General features: G+C 70.9%; 16 protein-coding genes and 1 tRNA gene. 9 read left to right on the top strand and 8 right to left on the bottom strand.

Annotated features, from left to right (window positions below; all coding sequences use genetic code 11):
- Nucleotides 1-18: 18 nt before the first annotated feature.
- A tRNA-Met gene (locus RPQ07_RS12670) sits at nt 19-92 on the top strand.
- 62 nt (nt 93-154) lie between these two features.
- Here RPQ07_RS12670 and RPQ07_RS12665 read toward each other — a convergent pair.
- A complete protein-coding gene (locus RPQ07_RS12665; protein WP_313944224.1) occupies nt 155-979 on the bottom strand; it encodes an NAD(P)H-dependent oxidoreductase in 825 nt (274 codons plus the stop codon).
- Between the two features lie 183 nt (nt 980-1162).
- Nucleotides 1163-1579 carry a Fur family transcriptional regulator gene (locus tag RPQ07_RS12660; protein WP_313944223.1) on the bottom strand — a complete coding sequence of 139 codons (417 nt, stop codon included), beginning with the start codon at nt 1577-1579 and terminating at the stop codon, nt 1163-1165.
- A gap of 124 nt (nt 1580-1703) precedes the next feature.
- Between RPQ07_RS12660 and RPQ07_RS12655 the strand changes: the two genes are divergently transcribed.
- Nucleotides 1704-3173: a catalase gene (locus RPQ07_RS12655; RefSeq protein WP_313944222.1), complete on the top strand. Its 1470-nt coding sequence runs from the start codon at nt 1704-1706 to the stop codon at nt 3171-3173.
- Between the two features lie 153 nt (nt 3174-3326).
- Here RPQ07_RS12655 and RPQ07_RS12650 read toward each other — a convergent pair whose 3' ends face one another.
- Nucleotides 3327-3731 carry a cyclic nucleotide-binding/CBS domain-containing protein gene (locus RPQ07_RS12650; protein WP_313944221.1) on the bottom strand — a complete coding sequence of 135 codons (405 nt, stop codon included), beginning with the start codon at nt 3729-3731 and terminating at the stop codon, nt 3327-3329.
- A 241-nt stretch (nt 3732-3972) separates the two neighbouring features.
- Entirely contained in the window at nt 3973-4773 is an 801-nt protein-coding gene (gene hisN, locus RPQ07_RS12645) for a histidinol-phosphatase (RefSeq protein WP_313948876.1), read from the bottom strand.
- 151 nt (nt 4774-4924) lie between these two features.
- Between hisN and RPQ07_RS12640 the strand changes: the two genes are divergently transcribed.
- Nucleotides 4925-5563 carry a TetR/AcrR family transcriptional regulator gene (locus RPQ07_RS12640; RefSeq protein WP_313944220.1) on the top strand — a complete coding sequence of 213 codons (639 nt, stop codon included), beginning with the start codon at nt 4925-4927 and terminating at the stop codon, nt 5561-5563.
- Here the strand turns inward: RPQ07_RS12640 and RPQ07_RS12635 are convergent.
- The 4 genes from RPQ07_RS12635 to RPQ07_RS12620 form a co-directional block, all read right to left on the bottom strand.
- Nucleotides 5529-5852, bottom strand: coding sequence for a multidrug efflux SMR transporter (locus RPQ07_RS12635; RefSeq protein WP_313944219.1), 324 nt, complete (start codon nt 5850-5852; stop codon nt 5529-5531). The two genes, RPQ07_RS12640 and RPQ07_RS12635, sit on opposite strands and share 35 nt — an antisense overlap.
- 92 nt (nt 5853-5944) lie before the next feature.
- A complete protein-coding gene (gene rsgA, locus RPQ07_RS12630; protein ID WP_313944218.1) occupies nt 5945-6958 on the bottom strand; it encodes a ribosome small subunit-dependent GTPase A in 1014 nt (337 codons plus the stop codon).
- 4 nt (nt 6959-6962) lie between these two features.
- Entirely contained in the window at nt 6963-8303 is a 1341-nt protein-coding gene (aroA, locus tag RPQ07_RS12625) for a 3-phosphoshikimate 1-carboxyvinyltransferase (protein ID WP_313944217.1), read from the bottom strand.
- Nucleotides 8304-8411: 108 nt separating this feature from the next.
- Nucleotides 8412-9152, bottom strand: coding sequence for a M50 family metallopeptidase (locus tag RPQ07_RS12620; RefSeq protein ID WP_313944216.1), 741 nt, complete (start codon nt 9150-9152; stop codon nt 8412-8414).
- A 49-nt stretch (nt 9153-9201) separates the two neighbouring features.
- On the opposite strand from RPQ07_RS12620, the gene RPQ07_RS12615 reads away from it, so the two are divergent.
- The 6 genes from RPQ07_RS12615 (at nt 9202) to RPQ07_RS12590 (ending at nt 14875) form a co-directional block, all read left to right on the top strand.
- On the top strand, nt 9202-10017 hold the full coding sequence (locus tag RPQ07_RS12615) for an SOS response-associated peptidase (RefSeq protein ID WP_313944215.1): 816 nt from the start codon (nt 9202-9204) through the stop codon (nt 10015-10017).
- 24 nt (nt 10018-10041) lie between these two features.
- Nucleotides 10042-10677: an alpha/beta family hydrolase gene (locus RPQ07_RS12610; protein ID WP_313944214.1), complete on the top strand. Its 636-nt coding sequence runs from the start codon at nt 10042-10044 to the stop codon at nt 10675-10677.
- A 257-nt stretch (nt 10678-10934) separates the two neighbouring features.
- Nucleotides 10935-11600 carry a sigma-70 family RNA polymerase sigma factor gene (locus RPQ07_RS12605; protein WP_313944213.1) on the top strand — a complete coding sequence of 222 codons (666 nt, stop codon included), beginning with the start codon at nt 10935-10937 and terminating at the stop codon, nt 11598-11600.
- Nucleotides 11597-11917 carry a mycothiol system anti-sigma-R factor gene (gene rsrA, locus RPQ07_RS12600; protein ID WP_313944212.1) on the top strand — a complete coding sequence of 107 codons (321 nt, stop codon included), beginning with the start codon at nt 11597-11599 and terminating at the stop codon, nt 11915-11917. The genes RPQ07_RS12605 and rsrA overlap by 4 nt, the downstream gene beginning before the upstream one ends.
- Nucleotides 11918-12239: 322 nt before the next feature.
- Complete coding sequence (locus RPQ07_RS12595) at nt 12240-13622, top strand: HD-GYP domain-containing protein (RefSeq protein ID WP_313944211.1); 1383 nt, start codon at nt 12240-12242, stop codon at nt 13620-13622.
- On the top strand, nt 13619-14875 hold the full coding sequence (locus RPQ07_RS12590; RefSeq protein ID WP_413777733.1) for an HD-GYP domain-containing protein: 1257 nt from the start codon (nt 13619-13621) through the stop codon (nt 14873-14875). Before RPQ07_RS12595 ends, RPQ07_RS12590 begins: the two co-directional genes overlap by 4 nt.
- Nucleotides 14876-14929: the final 54 nt, after the last annotated feature.

The raw sequence follows: 14929 nt of genomic DNA, 5'->3' as shown, positions 1-14929 counted from the left end.
TAATGTTGTGTTCACCGACGCGGGGTGGAGCAGCTCGGTAGCTCGCTGGGCTCATAACCCAGAGGTCGCAGGTTCAAATCCTGTCCCCGCTACTGAAACCGAAGGCCCGGATCCTGATGGATCCGGGCCTTCGGTCTGTCCGGGCTTCGATTCTTCAACGGTCGGCTTCGGTCGGGCCGCCCGTCGTCTCGCACGGTTCCGTCTGTCCGGGGCCGGTGTAGTGGATGCGGATGCCCTCCTCGCCCCTCGCGTGCTCGGGCCGCAGGACGAGGTGCTCGTCGTAGTCGCCGCCGCTCTGCCGGCGGTAGGGAATCGGGTCGGTGTCCGGAAGGGCGACGAGCCGTTCGCGCAGCCGCTCGGCGGCGGCCTCGTACTCGGGACCCGACAGACACACCGTGCCGTTGACGACCAGGGGCGGGACCACGGACATGCCGGTGTACCAGAGGGTGCCGTGCAGGATCGGGAACAGGACGTCGTTGATGTCGCCGTGGATGCCCCGCGGCCCGGTGGTGGCGGCGTTGGCGCCGACCGTGGTCACCACCAGCGCGCGGCGGCCGGACAGCCCGCCGTCCCCGTAGCGCATCGCCCGGCCCGTGGCCGGGTCCGGCACGCCCTGGGCGAAGCCCTGGACGAACAGCCGGTCGAACCAGCCCTTGAGGATGGCCGGCATGCCGAACCACCACAGGGGGAACTGCACGACCAGCGTGTCCGCCCACAGCAGCTTGGCCTGCTCCTGGCGGATGTCCTCACTCAGCGTGCCGGTCTCCAGGGCGCGCTGGGACTCGGTGAGCACATCGAGGCGCTTGTCCGGGTCGTGGGCGAAGTCACCGTGGTCGACCACGGGATTCCAGCCCATCACGTAGAGATCCGACTCGACGACCTCGTGCCCCCGCTCACGCAGCACCGCGACGCCTTCGTCGCGCAGTGCCCCGTTCAGCGAGCGCGGGTCGGGGTGGGCGGACACCCAGAGCACGCGCACGACCGATCACTCCCTCCACTGCGATGTGCGCCCGTCGCGCACACGTCGCTGGTGTGTCTGCCCGGGCGGAGGGGGCTGAATCCGGTCGGCGGGACGGGGCCCGGTCAACGGGTCGTGGGGGACGGGCGCGGACAGCGGAAAGCCCCGGCACTCTCGGGTGCCGGGGCTCTCGACGTCGTACGACTACGCCGCCGCGCAGTTCGGGCAGGTGCCGCGGTAGGTCACCTCGACGTCCGAGACCGTGAAGCCGAAGCGCTCGGAGTCGGGCAGGTCCGCCAGCGGGTTGCCGGCGGGGTGCACGTCGCGGATGGCGCCGCAGCGGGCGCAGACGAGGTGCTGGTGGGGCTGGTGGGCATTCGGGTCGTACCGCTTGGCGCGGTGGTCCGTGGAGACTTCCAGGACCTCGCCGAGGGTCACGAGCTCACCGAGCGTGTTGTAGACCGTCGCCCGCGAGATCTCGGGCAGCCTCTTCACCGCCCGCGCGTGGACCTCGTCGGCGGTCAGATGCACATGCTCGCCGTCGAGGACCTCTGCCACGACACGCCGCTGGGCGGTCATCCGCCAGCCGCGTCCGCGAAGCCGTTCAAGAAGGTCACTCATAGGAACAGCCTAACAGTGGCTCGTCCCAGGTCCCGACCGAGTGTGAACTTGGATATCTACTTGACTTGGACAAAGTCCATTGTAGGGTCGGATCCAGAATCGTTGAGGGACAGGACTGGCAGGAATGACGCAGGAGGCGCACGTGACGCAGGGACCGCTCACCACGGAGGCCGGGGCTCCGGTCGCCGACAACCAGAACAGCGAGACGGCGGGCGTCGGCGGTCCCGTTCTGGTCCAGGACCAGGCGCTGCTCGAGAAGCTCGCGCACTTCAACCGTGAGCGCATTCCGGAGCGCATCGTCCACGCGCGGGGCGCCGGCGCGTACGGCACCTTCACGCTCACCCGCGATGTCTCGCGGTGGACGCGTGCGAAGTTCCTCTCCGAGGTCGGCAAGCAGACCGAGACGTTCCTGCGGTTCTCGACCGTCGCGGGCAACCTCGGCTCGGCCGACGCGGTGCGTGACCCCCGCGGCTTCGCGCTGAAGTTCTACACCGAGGAGGGCAACTACGACCTCGTCGGCAACAACACCCCGGTGTTCTTCATCAAGGACGCCATCAAGTTCCCGGACTTCATCCACACCCAGAAGCGCGACCCGTACACGGGCAGCCAGGAAGCGGACAACGTCTGGGACTTCTGGGGTCTGAGCCCGGAGTCGACGCACCAGGTCACCTGGCTCTTCGGTGACCGCGGCATCCCGGCCACCCTGCGCCACATGAACGGCTACGGCTCGCACACCTTCCAGTGGAACAACGAGGCCGGCGAGGTCTTCTGGGTCAAGTACCACTTCAAGACGGACCAGGGGATCAGGAACCTCACCACCGACGAGGCCAACCGCCTCTCCGGTGTGGACCCGGACAGCCACCAGCGTGACCTGCGCGAGTCCATCGAGCGCGGTGACTTCCCGTCGTGGACGGTGCAGGTCCAGATCATGCCGGCGGCCGAGGCGGCGACCTACCGCTTCAATCCGTTCGACCTCACCAAGGTGTGGCCGCACGAGGACTACCCGCCGATCGAGATCGGCAAGCTGGAGCTCAACCGCAACCCGGAGAACATCTTCGCCGAGGTCGAGCAGTCCATCTTCAGCCCCGCCCATTTCGTGCCGGGCATCGGTCCCTCCCCGGACAAGATGCTCCAGGGCCGTCTCTTCGCGTACGGCGACGCCCACCGCTACCGCGTCGGCATCAACGCCGACCACCTGCCGGTGAACCGCCCGCACGCCACCGAGGCGCGGACGAACAGCCGTGACGGCTTCCTGTACGACGGCCGCCACAAGGGTGCGAAGAACTACGAGCCGAACAGCTTCGGCGGCCCGTTCCAGACGGACCGTCCGCTGTGGGTCTCCACCCCGGTCGGCGGCGGCACCGGCAACCACGAGGCGCCCCGCCACGCCGAGGACGACGACTTCGTGCAGGCGGGCAATCTCTACCGCCTGATGTCGGAGGACGAGAGGACCCGCCTGATCGAGAACCTCTCGCAGTTCATCGCGAAGGTGTCGCGCGACGACATCGCGGAGCGGGCGGTCGACAACTTCCGCAAGGCGGACGGTGACTTCGGCAAGCGGCTGGAGGCCGCGGTCCAGGCCCTTCGCGGCTGACCGGCGGCTGCCGAGGAAAGAGGGCCGGATCCCTGTCCAGGGGGTCCGGCCCTCTTGTGTGCGCACCGGTCGCCCGGCATTGCGTGCGTCATGCGTCAGTGGCTGCCGGACCCTGGCGTTCCTCGATCGCCCGGGCGTCAGGTCCTGGGCGGTTCAGCCGACGAGTGTGGAGTGGTGCCGCCGGGCCGGGGCCCAGCAGCGGATGATGTCGCGGACCGACACGATGCCGACGGGCCCGCCGTCGCCGTCCATCACGATCAGATGCCGGAAGCCGCCGTGCGACATGGCCTCCGCGGCTTCCTCCAGGGTCCAGGACGGCGCGGCGAAAACGACGTCGGTGGTGGTGTGGGTGCCGGCGGTCTCCTGGTCGGGGTCCTGGCCCTTGCCCACCGCTACGAGAATGTCGCGCTCGGTCAGAATGCCCAGGCCGTCGGCGTCGGTGTCGAGGACGACCGCCGCGCCGACGCGGCGTGCGGCCATCAACCGGGCCGCCTGGCGGAGTGTGTGCGTGGGTCCGATGGTGAGGACCACCGTGCTCATGGCGTCACGGACGAGCATGAATGGAGCCACCTCCTTGGTGATCGGCAGTTCGGGAACCGATTCACAAGTTCACAAGTGGGGGGACTCTCAGAGTCGCAGTCTTGGGGGACCGCAGCAAGGGGGCGGGCGCGGCGCATTCCCCGGCGCCCGGACACCGCCGGGGAAGGGTGGATGCGCCTGCCACCGCCGGTCGGCGGTACGGCCCACGGTGCCGCCGACGGCCTGATGCCGCCGCCCGCTCAGCGGGTGACGGTGACCGTCAGTAGCGCTGGTTGAGGTATCCGAGCAGTTCCTCGTGGAGCAGTCCGTTGGACGCGGCCGCGTTCCCGCTGTGCGGGCCGCGGCGTCCGTCCAGGCCGGTGAAGGAGCCGCCGGCCTCCTGGACGACGATCGCGGTGGCGGCCATGTCCCACAGCGACAGCTCCGGCTCCGCGCAGATGTCCACCGAACCCTCGGCCACCATCATGTACGGCCAGAAGTCGCCGTAGCCGCGGGTGCGCCAGCAGGCGCGGGTCAGATCCATGAAGCCGTCCAGCCGCCCCTGCTCCTCCCAGCCGCTGAGGGAGGAGTACGCGAAGGAGGCGTCCGAAATGCTGCCGACCCGGCTGACGTGGAGCCTGGTGGCCTGGCTCAGGCTGCGCCCGGTGTAGGCGCCACCACCCTGGGCGGCCCACCAGCGGCGGCCGAGCGCCGGGGCCGAGACCACGCCGACGACCGGCTGGAAGCCGCCCTCGCCCTGGACCATCAGCGAGATCAGCGTCGCCCAGACCGGGACGCCGCGGACGTAGTTCTTGGTGCCGTCGATGGGGTCGATCACCCAGCGGCGCGGGCCCGTGCCCTCGATGCCGTACTCCTCGCCGAGGATCGCGTCACGCGGCCGCGCTCTCTTCAGCTGCCCGCGGATCAGTTCCTCCGCCGCCTTGTCGGCCTCGGTCACCGGGGTCATGTCCGGCTTCGTCTCGACCTTGAGGTCGAGGGCCTTGAACCGGTCCATGGTCGCGGCGTCGGCGGCGTCGGCGAGGACATGGGCGAGGCGCAGATCGTCGTGGTAGTCGGGCATGGTCGTCACTCTATCGGGGCTCATCCGGCCTCCCGGGGGCGCCTGTTCGCCCCGGCTCTTGACAGTGCATGGAGGCGCGTCAACTCTGAGCGCAGTGCCGTACCGCACGGTGGGCGCCCGGTCGGGGCGCCGCCCGGCCTGGGAGGCGATGATGCCTACAGCGCGAGAGTCCCTGCTGAACGCCGCGCTCGCCGCGCTTGCCGAGCTGCCGTGGTCGGGGGTGCGGATGGTGGACGTCGCCTCCGCCGCGGGGGTCTCGCGGCAGACCCTCTACAACGAGTTCGGCAGCAAGGACGGGCTGGCCCGTGCGCTGGCACGGCGGGAGGCCGACACCTATCTGTACGGCGTGGACCAGCTGCTGGCCGAACGGACGGCCCCCGTCGACCGGCTGGCCGCCGTGGCCGAGTGGACGGTCGGCGAGGCGCGGTCGAGACCGTTGCTGCGTGCGCTGCTCACCGGCTGCTGGGGCGAGCGTCTGCCCGTTCCCCGGCCCGCCCGCCGCGATGCGCCCGCGGCCGGCGTCCCCGCCCAGCGCCGCGCGGACGCCGGGCTTCCGGCCCCCTCGGACGTGGTGACGGAGGTACGGGACAGATCGCAGGCCGCACTGGAATCCGAGCGGCCCCAGGGGCGGACGGCGGAGGAGTCGGCCGCGCTCGCGCAGCGCTGCGAGCTGGCGGTGCGGCTCGCGTTCTCCTATGTCGTCGCGCCCGCCGGTGAGGGCGTGGGGCAGCTGGTCCGTACGGCCGTGGCCGGCGTCAGTGTCCCGACCCCGACAGCTGGAGACCGATGACACCGACGATCACCAGGGTGATCGAGACGATCTTCAACGTGGAGACCAAGTCGTCCAGGAAGACCATGCCGTAGATCGCGGTCCCCGCCGCTCCGATGCCCGTCCACACCGCGTACGCCGGACCGACGTCCAGCTTCCGCAGGGCCAGGGTCAGCAGACCGAAGCTGCCCAGCGCGAAGCAGGCGAACGCGATCGTCGGCCAGAGCCGGGTGAATCCGTGCGAGAGCTTGAGACAGACCGCGAATCCCGTCTCCAGGATCCCGGCGACCACCACCAGCAGCCACGCCATGGTCTGTGCCTCCGCAACGCTCGGTGACTGCTCGGTAGGACGTGATGCGATTATGCCCTTACCAGGACCGACAGGCGGCAAACGTGCGCCGGTCAGTCGCCCTCGCGTCGCTCCCGGGTGGCGAGCAGTCGCCGCAGGGAGTACAGCCTGGCCGGGTCCGCGTGGCCCTCGGCGACCCACTCGTCCAGCGCGCAGTCCGGCTCGTCGTGGCTGCATGCCCGCGGACAGCCCTCCGTCCCCGGCACGAGATCCGGGAAGGCGAGGATCACCCGGGACGGGTCGACGTGGTGCAGACCGAACGACCGCACACCGGGGGTGTCGATCACCCAGCCGCCCTCCTTGTCGTTGAGCGGCAGGGCGAGGGCCGAGGTGGTGGTGTGCCGGCCGCGGCCGGTGACCGCGTTGACCAGGCCGGTGCTCCGCCGGCGCTCCTTCGGCACCAGAGCGTTGACCAGCGTCGTCTTGCCCACGCCGGAGTGGCCGACGAACGCGGTGGTGCGGCCGGAGAGGTGTTCGTGCACGCGCTCCGCGGCGACGCCGTCGACGAACTCGTCGCGCGTGGTGACCACATGGGGGACACCCAGCGCCCCGTACATCTCCAGCAGTTCGTCCGGCGACGCCAGGTCGGACTTGGTGAGGACCAGGAGCGGGGTGAGCCCGCCGTCGTACGCGGCGACCAGGCAGCGGTCGATGAGACGCGGGCGCGGTTCGGGGTCGGCGAGGGCGGTCACGATGGCCAGCTGGTCGGCGTTGGCCACGACCACGCGCTCATAGGGATCGTCGTCGTCGGCCGTACGGCGGAGGACGGACTTCCGCTTCTCGATCCGCACGATGCGCGCGAGGGTGTCCTTGTCCCCGGACAGATCGCCGACGATGCCGACCCGGTCACCCACGACAGCGGCCTTGCGGCCGAGCTCCCGGGCCTTCATGGCGTGGACGATCCGGTCCTCGACGAGGCAGGTGAGCCGCCCGCGGTCGACGGTGAGGACCATGCCCTCGACGGCGTCCTCGTGCTTGGGGCGGATGTTGGTCCGCGGCCGGTTGCCCTTGCGGTTCGGGCGGACGCGGATGTCGTCCTCGTCGGGGTTCTTGCCGTAGCGCCGCATGTCCTCAGGCCCCGAGCATTCCGGCCCACATCCGCGGGAAGTCGGGCAAGGTCTTCGCGGTCGTCGCCACGTTCTCGATCTGCACGCCCTCGACGGCGAGGCCGATGATCGATCCGGCCGTCGCCATCCGGTGGTCGTCGTAGGTGTGGAACACACCGCCGTGCAGCGGGCGGGGGCGGATGTGCAGCCCGTCCTCCGTCTCGGTGACGTCACCGCCGAGTTCGTTGATCTCCTTGGTGAGAGCGGCCAGACGGTCCGTCTCGTGGAGGCGCAGATGCGCCACGCCGCGCAGTGTGGAGGGGGAGTCCGCGAGGGCTGCGACGGCCGCGATGCCCGGGGTCAGCTCGCCCACCTCGCCGAGATCGACGTCGATGCCGTGGATGCGGCCCGTGCCGGTCAGGGTGAGACCGGCGTCGGTCAGCGCGCAGGAACCGCCCATCTCGGTGAAGATCTCGCGCAGCGCGTCGCCGGGCTGGGTGGTGCGCTCGGGCCAGTCCGGAACGGTCACCCGGCCGCCGGTGATGAGCGCGGCCGCCAGGAACGGCTGCGCGTTCGACAGATCGGGCTCGACGGTGAGGTCACGGCCCAGCAGGGCCGAGGGGGAGACCCGCCAGACATTGGGCTCGCCGCCGGTCTCCGGCTCGTCGACCTGGGCGCCGACGGCACGCAGCATGTCGACGGTCATCCGGATGTGCGGCATCGACGGCAGACGTGCGCCGATGTGCCGCACCTCCACACCCTGGTTGAAGCGCGGGGCGGAGAGCAGCAGCGCCGAGACGAACTGCGAGGAGGAGGAGGCGTCGATCTCGACGGAGCCGCCGTCCAGTGCGCCGCCGCCGTGCACGGTCATCGGGAGCGCGCCGCGGCCGTCGTCGTCGATACGGGCGCCGAGCACCCGCAGGGCGTCGATCACGCCGTTCAGCGGGCGCTCGTAGGAGCGGGGGTCACCGTCGAACCGGATCGGGCCGGAGGCGAGGGAGGCGACGGGCGGGAGGAAGCGCATCACCGTGCCGGCATTGCCGACGTCGACGGTGGCCGGGCCGTGCAGACCGGCGGGGATCACGCGCCAGGCCTCGCCCTCGCTGTCGTGCACGCCGGTGACGGTGGAGCTGGAGGACACCGTCTCCTCGATGCCGACACCGAGGGCGCGCAGGGCGTCGGCCATCAGCAGGCTGTCGCGCGAACGCAGCGGGCGGCGCAGCCAGCCCGGCTCGGCGGCGAGAGCGGCCAGCACCAGAGCGCGGTTGGTGACCGATTTGGAACCGGGCACGGTCACCGTCGCTTCGACGGCTCCGGTCGCGAACGGGGCGGGCCAGAGGGCAGGGTGCACGGAAGCTTCGGTCATGGCCTTCACTTTAATGGCTCCGCGCGAACCCCGATCTTGATCAAATGCGGCGAAACCGGGGCGTAATCGATCAGTGGTAAAGGGCTTCGGCGAGTGTTCGCCATGTGCTCACAGACCCAGCAGCCACCGGCCGCCGCCGATCAGTGAACACAGGGACACCGCGTGGAAGAGGAACAGCCACAGGGCGGGCGGTACATGGGTCAGCCGGGCGAGTTGATCGGCGTCGGAGTCCGGCGCCCCGCCGTGCCGGCGCTTGGACTGGAGCTCGAAGGCCGGCCGTACGCCGCCGAGCAGCAGGAACCACACGGCCGCATAGGCGAACGCGGCCTGCACCTCGGGCTCCGTGAGCCAGGAGACGAGCAGGAAAGCGGCACCCGTGAGGATGACGGTGACCGCTCCGTAGACGTTGCGGATCATCACCAGCATGGCCAGCAGCAGCGCCGTGGACACCCACAGCAGCAGGGTGATGTGGTGCGCGGCCAGCAGCCAGGCGCCGCCGAGGCCCAGCAGAGGAGGGGCGGTGTAGCCGGCCGCCGCGGTGAGGATCATGCCGAGGCCGGTGGGCTTGCCGCGGCTCACCGTCAGACCGCTGGTGTCCGAGTGCAGCCGGATGCCGTCCAGTTTGCGGCCGGTGAGCAGGGCGACGAGCCCGTGGCCGCCCTCGTGGGCGATCGTCACGGCGTTCCGGGAGACGCGCCAGACGGGATGCGGCAGCACCACGGCGAGGGCGAGGACCGCGGTGCCGATGACCAGCCACCGGTCCGGTGCGGGCTGGGACCCGAAGACGCGGTCCCAGAGATCACCTATGGACGCGCTGCTGAGCGGCGAAAGGTATTCGGTGCTGACCATTTCTGGGGCGGCTCCTCGGGCGGCGGTCGGGAGTGGCAGTCTGGCACTTATGTGCGGACGGTATGCAGCCAGTCGTAGACCCGAGGACCTCACCGGACTCTTCGAGGTCGAGAAGTGGGAGCCGAAGGAGACCCTGGCTCCCGATTTCAATGTCGCCCCGACCAAAGAGGTCTACGCGATTCTCGAACGCCCTCTGAAAGACGCGGAGGACCCCCGCCCGGTTCGCCAGCTCCGCACGCTGAAGTGGGGGCTCGTGCCGTCCTGGGCGAAGACGCCCGAGGGCGGGGCCCGGATGATCAACGCCCGGGCGGAGACCGTGCACGAGAAGCCGTCGTTCCGCAGGCCCTTCGTCTCGCGCCGCTGCATCCTGCCGGCCGACGGCTATTACGAGTGGGTGACCGCGGCCGAGGAACGGCAGCTGGAGGAGCAGGGAAAGAAGAAGCGGCCGAGGAAGCAGCCGTACTTCGTGACCCCCGCCGACGGCTCCGTGTTCGCCATGGCCGGTCTGTACGAGTTCTGGCGCGACAGCACCCTGCCCGACGACCATCCCCAGGCGTGGTGGGTGACCTGCTCGGTGATCACCACGGAGGCCGAGACGGGACCGCTCGGCGTCGCACCCGCCGAAGGACCGCGCTCGCTGTCCGACATCCACCCCCGGATGCCGCTGATGCTCACGCCGGACCGGTGGGACGCCTGGCTGGACCCGTCCCGGACGGACGTGGACGAGCTGAAGTCACTGCTCCAGCCGCCGGCGGAGGGCCTGATGCGGGCCTACCCGGTGACGACGGCCGTCAGCAATGTGCGCAACAACGGGCCGGAACTGCTGGAAGAACTCGCGGCGCCGCAGGAGAGCACGCTGTTCTGACCCCGCGCGGCCCAAGATGGCTGCGTGAAGAACAACGAGATCGTCGAAACCCCGGCCGGGGACGCCCGTGTCACCTGGTACGCGGCCGAGGACGCCACCACCGTGCTGGCCCTCGGCCACGGGGCAGGCGGCGGCATCGGTGCCCGGGACCTCCAGGGAATCGCCGCCGCGCTGCCCGCCGACGGGGTCACCGTCGCTTTGGTGGAGCAGCCCTGGCGGGTGGCGGGGAAGAAGCTCGCGCCCGCGCCCAAGACCCTCGACGTCGGCTGGCGGGCCCTGTGGCCGGCCCTCGCCGCACCCGGACTGCCCGTCGTCGCCGGCGGGCGCAGCGCCGGTGCGCGGGTGGCCTGCCGGACCGCGCGGGAGCTCGGGGCCGCCGCGGTCCTCGCCCTCAGCTTTCCGCTGCACCCGCCCGGCAGGCCCGAGAAGTCACGGGCCGAAGAACTCCTCGGGGCCGGGGTGCCGACACTCGTCGTCCAGGGCGGCAACGACCCCTTCGGAAGGCCCCGCGAATTCCCGGACGGTGCGTACGAGCTGGTCGCGGTGGAGCACGCGGATCACGGCTTCGCCGTCGCCAAGAGCGCCGGAATCGCCGAGGAGGAGACCGTGACAACCATCACGGACGCGGTGCGCGCCTGGCTGGGACGGCTGCGGGAATGACCAGGGGCCCGGCTCTGTTGTGCGGGATGTCTGTACGTCAGTACCGGAGCATGGAGTAGGGAGTCCGTCGCATGGGTTCGACCATCTGCCCGAGCCGCAGGCACGCCGCTGACCTGGAGTGGACCGTGCTCTCGGCAGGCAAGAACGCCCCCGTTCGGGCGGCGGGCGGAGTGGATCGGCAGGAGCCGGCAACCGAAGGTCGACTATTCTCCGATTCGAGCGGGTCCGCATTCGGCCTCGCCACAGCGTTGGAGGAGGTGGGTCCGGTCACTGGGACCGACGCAGGGACCGACGACGGCCAGGCGGCACAGCCGGAAGAGACGCCCACGGAGCGCAACGCCCGTTTCGAGCGTGACGCCCTCGGCTTCCTCGACCAGATGTACTCCGCCGCCCTGCGCATGACGCGCAATCCGGCCGATGCCGAGGATCTCGTGCAGGAGACGTATGCCAAGGCGTACGGGTCCTTCCACCAGTTCCGTGAGGGGACCAACCTCAAGGCGTGGATGTACCGGATTCTCACGAACACCTTCATCAACTCGTACCGCAAGAAGCAGCGCGAGCCCCAGCGCAGTGCCGCCGAGGAGATCGAGGACTGGCAGCTGGCGCGCGCCGAGTCGCACATGTCGACGGGACTGCGCTCCGCCGAGTCGCAGGCTCTCGACCACCTCCCCGACTCGGACGTGAAGGCCGCACTGCAGGCCATTCCCGAGGAGTTCCGTATCGCGGTCTATCTCGCAGACGTCGAGGGCTTTGCGTACAAGGAGATCGCGGACATCATGGGAACACCCATCGGGACGGTGATGTCCCGCCTGCACCGGGGCCGTCGTCAACTGCGCGGCATGCTCGAGGACTACGCACGTGAGCGCGGACTCGTCCCGGCCGGTGCGGGGGAGTCGAACGAAGCGAAAGGCTCGGGCTCATGAGCTGCGGAGAGCCGCACGAGACGGACTGCTCAGAGGTCCTGGACCATCTCTACGAGTTTCTCGACCGAGAGATGCCCGACAGCGACTGCACCAAGTTCGAGGTCCACTTCGAGGAGTGCTCCCCGTGCCTGGAGAAGTACGGGCTCGAGCAGGCCGTGAAGAAGCTGGTCAAGCGCTGCTGCGGGCATGACGACGTGCCCACGGACCTGCGCGCCAAGGTCATGGGCCGGATCGATCTCATCCGTTCGGGACAGGCCGTTCCCGAGCAGGACGTGACGGTCGCGGGCAGCGAGCTGCCGGGCCTCGCCCCGGAGTAGTTCAGGACGCCGCAGCAGCCGGAAGGTGCGCCACGAGACGCGTGGCGCACCTTTTTCATGGGCGGATGCCTCACGCGCCGGCTTCCGCGGGCGGTGCTTCCCGCGCGGGTGTCATGGGCGCGGGTGGTTCAAGCGCGGGTGTGATGGGCGCGGGTGGTTCACGCGCCGGTGTCATGGGCGGGTGCTGCACGCGCCGGTGCCGTGCTTCCGAGCCCGGGCCGTCGTGCTCCCGCGTCACCCGTCCGTGCGAAAGGTGGCCAACGCCCCGCCGTGTCTCCTCCAACTCGCTAGCCTTGCGCTCGATTTGGGAGGGGGCGGAGCGGTGAGGTCCGTACCGGCATCGGCACGTGCGTACATTCTGGCCGCCCTGCTCGGCGCCGTGGCCTGCGTCCTGCCCGCGCTGCGGCAGGACGTCCCTGGCGGCTGGCGGGCCGTCGGCCTGCTCGCCGGGCTCTACGCCGTCTGCGAACTGCCCGCCCGCTGCCGCTACCTCGGCAGCTCGGTGCCTGTAGCGGCCGGCTCCTTCTTCCCGGTGCTGCTCGCTGCCGCGTTCCTGCTGCCCCCGGCGCACGCCGCGCTGGTCGCCGTGCCCGGCGCCCTGCTGGGACGGGTCGACCTGCGGCCGACGGGCCTGCGGCGGATCTGGCGGGCCGCCCAGCTCACCCTCGCCACCTGGAGCGCCGCCCAGGTCTATGTGCTGCTCGGCGGCGAACACGTCCTGCGCGCACCCGACTTTCCCCAGGCACTCCTGACGGCCGCCGGCGGCGCGCTCGCCTTCTGCCTCACCGTCACCGTTCTCGACGGTGGCATCCTCGCGACCGCGGAGCGGCTGGCCCTGCGCACCGCGTGGCGCGGCCCGGCGCTGCGCTCCCTCGTGCCGCATCTGGTGCACGGGCTGGCCGGGCTGATGATGGCGGTGCTGTGGGCGAGTCCGTACGGGCCGCTGTCCGCGCTCTTCGTGCTGCTGCCGATGTACATCTCCTGCTGGATCTTCGCGCAGTACCACCGCGAGCGCGCGGCCCACCAGGCCACCATCCGCGCCCTGGTGCAGGCCGTCGACCTGAAGGACAAGTACACCCGCGGGCACAGCGAGCGGGTGGGACGGGCCTCGGCCCTCATCGCGCGCGAACTCGACATGGACGAGGAGCGCCTGGAGGTGCTCCGGTTCGCCGGGATCCTCCACGACGTGGGCAAGCTGGGCGTGCCCACCCGGGTGCTGCGCAAGGACGGCCCCCTCACTCCGGACGAGCGGCGGGTCATCGAACTGCACCCCGAGTACGGACACGAGATGGTGCGCGGCATCGGGTTCCTCGGCGAGGCGCGGGCCGCGATCCTGCACCACCACGAGCGGCTCGACGGAAGCGGCTACCCCTACGGGCTCTCCGGCCGGCAGATTCCCGAGTTCGCCCGTGTCGTCGCCGTGGCGGACGCCTTCGACGCGATGACCTCGACCCGTTCCTACCGGCGGGCCCGGCCCGTGCCGGCGGCGCTGGAGGAACTACGGCGGTGCGCGGGCACCCAGTTCGACCCGCAGATGGTCCGCGCCCTGGCCCGCGCGCTGGAGCGGCACGGCTGGGAGACGGCCGTCACCTCGGACGAGCCCGGTCCGCCGGGCGCGCGGCCCCCGCGGGCAGGCATCCCGCCGCAGCCGGCCGTGATCCCTGCCCGACGCCGCGCCAACCGCACTCCCGGCGGCGGGGTGTGACGCCGGGGACCGGCGCCGTGCGCGTCGTTCACGGCGCCGCCGCCACACTGACCTGCGCCGGTCTGGCGTGGACCTTCTGGGCCGGTCTGGAGCAGCCCGGCTATGCCCTGGCCTTCGGCGCGCTCATCGTTATCGGCGAACTCGCCCGCTGGGGCGCGGGGCCGGGAGAGCGGGAACCCGCGCCGATCGGGGCCGCCGGGGCGCTCGCGTACGCCCTGCTCGGGGAGTGCGCGGGCAGGGACACCACCCACGGCGTCCTCCAGGTGGTCGCCGTCGTCGTGGCGGCCGCGCTCGTGGGGGCCGTCCTCCATGTGGCGCGCGGACGCGGGCCCGCACTGGACCATGTCGCCCGCCGGGTGCTCACCGTCGGGTTCGCCGCCGTCTGTTTCCAGCCGCTCTACAACTCGGGCGAGCTGGAGCGACGGCTCGGTCAGGGCCCGTACTACGCCCTCTTCCTGCTCGTGCTGCTGCTCCTGACGGCCCTGTGCGACGCCGTGCTCGCCGCGGTGATGCTGCGCGCCCGCACCGGCTTCCCGTACGGGCCGCTGCTGCGCGACGAGCTGCGGGCGATCATCGGCATAGGATCCGCCGTCTGCGCCACCGGGGCCGTCATGGCGCTCGCCGTCGCCGTCGCCGGGCTGTGGGCGCTGCCCGTCTTCTGTGTGCCCCTCCTGCTTACCCAGCTGTCCTTCCGGCGCTACGCGGCCGTCAGGACCACCTACCGGCAGACCATCGCCTCACTCGCGCGGGCGACCGAGATCGCCGGATACACCCGGCCGGGCCATGCGCGCCGGGTCGCCTCCCTCTCCACCGCCGTCGGGCGGGAGCTGGGGCTCACCGGAGGCGATCTGACCGTTCTGGAGTACGCGGCGCTGATGCACGACATCGGCCAGCTCTCCCTCGTGGATCCCGTGCCGGACGGGGCCACCACCCTCCTGCCCGTGCCCGAACAGCGCCGCATAGCGCTTCTCGGCGGAGCCGTCGTCCGCCAGACCGGAGTTCCGTCCGCCGTCGCCGTCGTCGTGGAGCGCCAGGCCGACCCGTACCGCGAACAGCCGCTTCCCGCCCGGATCGTCCGGGCCGTCAACGCATACGACGATCTGACCGGGGGAAGCGGACGCTCCGCGGGCGGGGCCCTCGGGGCACTCGAACGGCTCCGCCTCGGTACCGGACAGGACTATCAGCCGGAGGTGGTCGAATCACTTGCCAGAGTCCTGGCGAGAGGCGGTCTGACCCCCGCCCCACCTGGGTAACCCATGGGTAATGAGCCAGCCTCCGACCGGGCATGGTTGGATGCAAATGAGGAC

Source organism: Streptomyces sp. AM8-1-1 (assembly GCF_032229325.1).
GTDB classification, from domain to species: Bacteria; Actinomycetota; Actinomycetes; order Streptomycetales; family Streptomycetaceae; genus Streptomyces; species Streptomyces achmelvichensis.
The sequence above is the reverse complement of the archived record's forward strand: the minus strand, read 5'-3'. Positions and strand labels throughout refer to the sequence as shown.